The organism is Paraburkholderia sp. XV, assembly GCF_020177535.1.
Taxonomy (GTDB): Bacteria; Pseudomonadota; Gammaproteobacteria; order Burkholderiales; family Burkholderiaceae; genus Paraburkholderia; species Paraburkholderia caribensis.
Map to the genome: position 1 here is coordinate 23213 of NZ_JAGUUD010000102.1, position 6340 is coordinate 29552.

6 protein-coding genes are annotated in these 6340 nt (G+C 64.8%); 2 read left to right on the forward strand and 4 right to left on the reverse strand.

Annotation, left to right across the window (positions count from 1 at the left end; genetic code table 11):
• Nucleotides 1-42 precede the first annotated feature (42 nt).
• The 4 genes from KFO72_RS32820 to KFO72_RS32835 all read right to left on the reverse strand — a co-directional run bounded on the left by KFO72_RS32820 (nucleotide 43) and on the right by KFO72_RS32835 (nucleotide 4181).
• Nucleotides 43-276, reverse strand: coding sequence for a Fis family transcriptional regulator (locus KFO72_RS32820; RefSeq protein WP_007587477.1), 234 nt, complete (start codon nucleotides 274-276; stop codon nucleotides 43-45).
• Nucleotides 273-1337 (reverse strand): tRNA dihydrouridine synthase DusB, encoded by a 1065-nt coding sequence (gene dusB / locus KFO72_RS32825; RefSeq protein WP_060602463.1) that lies wholly within the window; start codon nucleotides 1335-1337, stop codon nucleotides 273-275. Before dusB ends, KFO72_RS32820 begins: the two co-directional genes overlap by 4 nt.
• A gap of 204 nt (nucleotides 1338-1541) precedes the next feature.
• Nucleotides 1542-2759 carry a UbiH/UbiF/VisC/COQ6 family ubiquinone biosynthesis hydroxylase gene (locus KFO72_RS32830; protein WP_224100979.1) on the reverse strand — a complete coding sequence of 406 codons (1218 nt, stop codon included), beginning with the start codon at nucleotides 2757-2759 and terminating at the stop codon, nucleotides 1542-1544.
• Between the two features lie 21 nt (nucleotides 2760-2780).
• Complete coding sequence (locus KFO72_RS32835) at nucleotides 2781-4181, reverse strand: aminopeptidase P N-terminal domain-containing protein (RefSeq protein WP_225033844.1); 1401 nt, start codon at nucleotides 4179-4181, stop codon at nucleotides 2781-2783.
• 380 nt (nucleotides 4182-4561) lie between these two features.
• On the opposite strand from KFO72_RS32835, the gene KFO72_RS32840 reads away from it, so the two are divergent.
• On the forward strand, nucleotides 4562-5170 hold the full coding sequence (locus KFO72_RS32840) for a glutathione S-transferase N-terminal domain-containing protein (protein WP_054928947.1): 609 nt from the start codon (nucleotides 4562-4564) through the stop codon (nucleotides 5168-5170).
• Between the two features lie 261 nt (nucleotides 5171-5431).
• Entirely contained in the window at nucleotides 5432-6187 is a 756-nt protein-coding gene (locus KFO72_RS32845) for a M48 family metallopeptidase (protein ID WP_054928946.1), read from the forward strand.
• Nucleotides 6188-6340 lie beyond the last annotated feature (153 nt).

Below are 6340 nucleotides of genomic sequence, written 5' to 3' on the forward strand. Positions count from 1 at the left end.
ATGAGAACAAAAGCCGATGAAAGGCGTGGCAGGGCGCCGAAACTACAGCAGGCCGTGCTGTTGCAGTTTCTTGCGCAGCGTATTGCGGTTGATGCCGAGATACTCGGCTGCCAGCGACTGATTGCCGCCGGCCTGCTCGAGCACCACCTCGAGCAACGGTTTTTCTACGCACGAAATCACCATGTCGTAGACGTCGTGCGGATTGGAGCCGTCGAGATCCTGGAAGTACATCCCCAGGCTATCGCGGACACATTGTTCGATATTGTGCTTGCTCATGCTGCTAGTCGGTCGGTTTGGTCCTGCTCACCGTTGTTGTTGACTTCGTTGTCGACGTACACGAGGCGGTCCGAAATCGCCTTTTGCGCGTCGAAGAATTCATTGACGGCGAGCAGTTGTTCGCGCGTCGTGTCCAGCGTATTCATACGATGGCGGAACACGTTGGCGCCAGAAAGGCCGCGAGTGTACCAGCCGATGTGCTTGCGCGCAGTGCGAACGCCCGTAAATTCGCCGTAGAACGCGTAGTGATCTTCCAGGTGCTCGTTCATCACCTGCTGGATCTCGTCGATGCGCGGCGCTTCCATCAGCTCGCCCGTCAGCAGGAAATGTTCGATCTCGCGGAACAGCCACGGCCGCCCCTGTGCCGCGCGGCCGATCATGATCGCGTCCGCGCCCGTCGCCGCAAGGACTTCACGTGCCTTGTGCGGCGACGTAATGTCGCCGTTCGCCACCACGGGAATGTTCACCGAGGCCTTCACAGCGGCGATCGTTTCGTACTCCGCTTCGCCGTGATACAGATCGGCGCGGGTGCGGCCGTGCACCGTGAGCATCGAAATGCCGGCGTTTTCGGCCAGACGCGCGATGGTCAACGCATTCTTGTTGTCACGGTCCCAGCCGGTGCGGATTTTCAGCGTGACGGGCACGGCATCGGGCCCGACGCCCACGGCATTCACCACGGCTTCGACGATCCGCTGCACGAGCGGCTCGTTCTGCAAAAGCGCCGAACCGGCCGCGACGTTGCAGACCTTCTTGGCCGGGCAGCCCATGTTGATGTCGATGATCTGCGCGCCGTTCGCGACGTTGTAGCGCGCGGCCTCGGCCATCATCTGCGGGTCGGCGCCCGCGATCTGCACCGCGATCGGCTCGACCTCGCCCGTGTGATTGGCGCGGCGCATCGTCTTTTCGCTCTTCCACAACTGCGCGTTCGACGCCACCATCTCCGACACCGCATAGCCCGCACCCATGCGCTTGCAGAGCTGGCGGAACGGCCGGTCGGTGACGCCTGCCATCGGGGCGACGAACAGGTTGTTACGCAGAGTGTGGGAGCCGAGAGTGGGCATGGCGAACATCGGCGGCGAGCGTAGGGTGCGCCAGGATCATGAAAATCGCGCACCGCACATACCGCAAAATACGAGGGAAAACCGCTATTTTAGCGTTAACACGCTGACCCAGATCGAACCGCGTCTGAGGTAACTCATTAAATCTTCTATGAAAGTGGCCGCGCTCATAGAACGGCGGCCACTTTGACGCGATGTCGCGACGCGCTAGCGGCGTTGGCCGAACATCATCTGGCGCGCGAGCGCGGTCTTGACGGGCGGCACGAATTCCAGCGCGGTGAGGGCGAGACCGCGCAGCGCCGCGAGCGGCGGAAAGTCGATCGTGAAGAGACGCGCAAGTGTGTCGGTTGCGCCAATCGTCATACGGCGGTCGAGCGCGCGGCGCTGCGCGAACGCGATCAGCGCGGTACGCGTCGCGCCGTAATGCGAGAGCGCGTCGGCGAGCGCGTGCGCGTCCCGCAAGCCGAGATTCAGCCCCTGGCCGGCGACGGGGTGCAGCGTCTGCGCCGCATTGCCGATTGCGACGACGTTGCCCTTGACGAGCGTATCGACGGTATTCAGCCCGAGCGGGAACGCCGCGCGTCCCTTGATCTGCACGAAACGGCCCATCCGGTCGCCGAACTCGGCACCGAGTTCGCGCAGAAACGCTTCGTCCGGCAATTGCGCGCGGCGCGCCGCTTGCTCCGGCGCGCAGCACCAGACCAGCGCGTAGTCAGCGCCGCGCACGCCGCCCGTCGGCAGCAGCGCAATCGGACCTTGCGGCGTGAAGCGCTCCCACGCGACATGCGGCTGCGGCGACGACAGCGTCACCGTGCCGACCAGCGCGGTTTGCCCGTAATCGCGCGTTTCGCCCGAACCCGCCTGCTGTTCGCCGAACAGGCCGCCTTCGGCGTTCACCAGAATGCGCGTGCGCAGCGTGCGCGTGACGTGCGCGCTTTCGATGGGCAGCAGCACGCCGTCGTCTTCGAGTTGCTGCGGCGCCTGCGCTTTCGTCGATTTGAACCAGTGGACGGGCGTCGAGCGCACGGTCCCGGCGAGCGCGTGGACGATCGACCCATAACGCAGCACGTAGCCGAGCGCGGGCAGGCCGTGCTCCGAGTGATCGATCAGCGTGCGCCCGAAATGGCCGCGCTGCGAGACGTGAATGCGCTGGATCGCGGTCGCATCGGACGGCCAGGCGAGCGGCTCGAGAATCATCCGGCTGCCGTGCGATACAGCGATCGCGCGCGGATCGGCAACCGAATCTTCCGGCTCGCGCGCGTCGATCAGCGCCACGCTCAGCTTTTGCGTCGCGCTGCGCCGCGCGAGCCAAGCCGCGAGGGCAAGACCGACCGGCCCCGCGCCGACGATCGTCACGTCGTAGTCGTAGGGCGGGTCGCTCGACGTGAGGGCGGGCGCGTTGGCCGCCTGGTGGACTTCGCTCATCTTCTTGTCTGTTCCTTGCGCTCAGGCCGCGCCGGCCTTTTGCGCGGGTTGCGCGTGCTGCATCAGCGCTTCGATTTCGTCTGCGTCGACGGGTACGTCGCGCGTGATCAGCTCGCAGCCGGTGGCTGTGACGATCGCGTCGTCCTCGATGCGGATGCCGATGTTCCAGTACTTTTCGGGCACGTCATCAGCGGCGCGGATATAAAGGCCCGGCTCGATGGTCAGCGTCATGCCGGGCTTCAGCGTGCGCCAGGGCAGCGCGCCGGTTTCGTCGGCGGGCGCGCCGCGCTCGCGATAGTCGCCCACGTCGTGGACGTCCATGCCGAGCCAATGCCCCGTGCGATGCATGTAGAAACGCGCATACGCTCGCTCGTCGATCACCTCGTCGACGCCCGCGAACAGATCGCGACTGAGAATGCCCGTGTCGAGCAGTCCTTGCGCGAGCACGCGCACGGCGGCCTGGTGCGGCGCGTCGAAGGTCGCGCCCGGTTTGGTCGCGTCGATCGCAGCCTGCTGCGCCGCCAGCACGATGTCGTAGAGCTCGCGCTGCGCGGGCGTGAAGCGGCCGCTTGCGGGGAAGGTGCGCGTGATGTCGGAGGCGTAGCCGTCGAGCTCGCACGCTGCGTCGATCAGGATCAGATCGCCGTCCTGCGCGGCTGCGTTGCCGGCCGGGTAATGCAGCACGCACGCGTTCGCGCCCGCGGCCACGATCGAGCCATACGCCGGCGCCTGCGCGCCGTGCTTGCGGAACGTGTACAGCAGTTCGGCTTCGAGTTCGTATTCGCGCACGCCGGGGCGGCATGCTGCCATCGCCTGCCGGTGCGCCTGCGCGGAGATCGCGGCGGCGCGACGCATGATCGCGAGTTCGTGGTCGTCCTTCACGAGGCGCATTTCGTCGAGCAGCGGCATCAGATCATGCACCGCCGACGGCGCGAGCACGCCGCTTCTGCCTTGCATGCGCACCGCGTCGAGCCACTGGCGCACCTTGCCGTCGAACTGTTCGGATGCGCCGAGCGCGTAGTGCAGCGCCGGCTTGTCGGCGATGATGCGCGGCAACTGCGTGTCGATCTCTTCGAAGGCGAAGGCCGCGTCGAAGCCGAAGGCTTCGCGCGCGCCTTCGGGGCCGAAGCGGAAGCCTTCCCACGTCTCGCGCTCCGCGTTCTTCGCGCGGCAGAACAGGATCGCCGCAGGTTCGTCCTGCTTCGCGCTCGCGTCGAGCACGAGCATCGCTTCCGGTTCGGTGAAGCCCGTCAGATAGTAGAAATAGCTGTCGTGCCGGTACGGATAATCGGCGTCGCGGTTGCGCAGCACTTCGGGCGCGGTCGGGACGATTGCGACGCCGCCGCCCGTGGCGCGCAGCGCATCGAGTACGCGCGCGCGGCGCTGACGGTAGATATCGGTTGCCGGAGTCAGATTGGTCATGAGTGCGGTCGGCGGTTCATCGTGCGTGGTGGAGGGCGGCGCCGCGGGCAAGGCCGGTCGCCGCGCGGCAATGTTGCGATTGTATCGCCCAACGGGAAACGCTTCCGGGTCGCCCGTGGCCGCGCGCGGGGGCAATCCGGCGGCGCATGAAATCGCCTGACGCGGGTCGGGATACACGTGGGGCGCTTCGGCGAACGCGTCGTGCGACGCCTTGGCTATCAGGCCAGGTAGACGGCCCCGCGCCTGCCCGGCATTGTTGCAATCTGTCAACAACCCGGCGCGCCGGCGGGGCGAAGCGCGGCGCGCAGCGCACGGAAAAGCTTCCGGCACCCGCCGGCGCACTTATACTTTCGCCCAATTTCAATCCAAGGCAGGATGTAATGAAACTCATCGGTTCGCTGTCGAGCCCATTTGTCCGCAAGGCGCGGATCGTGCTCGCCGAAAAGAAAATCGACTACAAGCTCGAACTCGAAAACGTCTGGGCCGACGACACGGCCATCCACGAGTACAACCCGATCGGCAAGGTGCCGTGTCTCGTGATGGAAGACGGCGCGGCCGTGTTCGATTCGCGCGTCATCTGCGAGTACGTCGACACGCTGTCGCCCGTGTGCAAGCTCGTGCCGCAGTCGGGCCGCGAGCGGGTCGAAGTGCGCTGCTGGGAAGCGCTGGCGGACGGCATCATGGACGCCGCCGTGCTGATCCGCCTCGAAGGCGTGCTGCGTGAAGAAGCGCATCGCAGCGAATCGTGGGTCGCGCGTCAACGTCACAAGATCGACGACGGCCTGATCGCGATGGCGCAAGGTCTTGCCGCGAAAGCCTGGTGCGCGGGCAATCACTACACGCTCGCCGACGTGGCCGTCGGCTGTGCGCTGGGCTATCTGGACTTCCGCATGCCGCAACTCGACTGGCGCGAGCAGCATCCGAATCTCGACAAGCACTATCAGAAGCTGTCGCAGCGTCAGTCGTTCATCGACACCGTTTTGACCTGAACCGCGCCTGCCCGATTCACCGCGCATCGACGCGCTGCCCGAGTGTCGCTTCGGCAGGATGAAGTGTTAGCGAAGCTTTCATTTTCCGCGAAAATACCTTTCGATATGTTAAAAAAGCGCTTGCCTGTCGGGCGCTTTTTCTTTGGGCGTCCGTCCGGATGAAACCGCTGCGGCGTGTTCGTTCGCGTTTGTTTGCGGTATCCGGCGGGGCGCTCGTGCTCTCGCACGACTATCCATAACATCATCACAGGGACGTTCGTCATGAAAACGATCCGCGTTGCTCTTGCTGCTGCCGCGTGTGCTGTGCTTGCCGCCTGTTCGGGGATGAGCCTTGATCCCAACACCCTTGTTCAGTCCGGCACGCAGGCCGTGCAGGCTGCATCGCTGACGGACACCGACGTGCGCACGCTGTCCGACAAGTCGTGCGCGCAGCTTGACGCGGAAAACAAGATTGCGCCGGCGAGCAGCCCGTACACGAAGCGCCTGAACAAGATCGCGGCGCAGCTCGGCGACAACATCAATGGCGTGCCCGTCAACTACAAGGTTTACCTCACGAAGGACGTCAACGCGTGGGCGATGGCGAACGGCTGCGTGCGCGTCTATAGCGGCCTGATGGACATGATGACGGACGACGAGGTGCGCGGCGTCGTCGGTCACGAGATGGGTCACGTTGCGCTTGGTCACACGAAGAAGGCGATGCAGGTGGCGTATGCGACGTCGGCGCTGCGGTCGGTGGCATCGTCGACGGGCGGCGTTACGGCCGCGATTTCGTCGTCGCAACTTGGGGATTTTTCCGAGAAGCTGATTAATGCGCAGTTCTCGCAATCGCAGGAAACGGCGGCGGACGATTATTCGTTCGATATCCAGAAGAAGAAAGGGCAGGACCCGGCTGGGCTCGTCACTGCGTTCAATAAGCTGGCCAAGCTTGATGGCGGGAAGTCGAGTATGTTGAGTTCGCATCCGGCGTCGGCGGCGCGAGCGCAGCATATTGAGCAGCGGATCGCTGCGAATAAGTAGGGTTTTTTGCGGCGCGGGCTTCGGGGCGGTGTGGTTGGTTTTGCGCTGGCATCCGCGATTTGCCTTTGCTTTCGGTGGCGTCCGTGATTTGCTTTCGCTTTCGCTGGCATCCGCGATGCGTTAGCTCGCTTCACGCGTCGCCCCTGTGCGGGG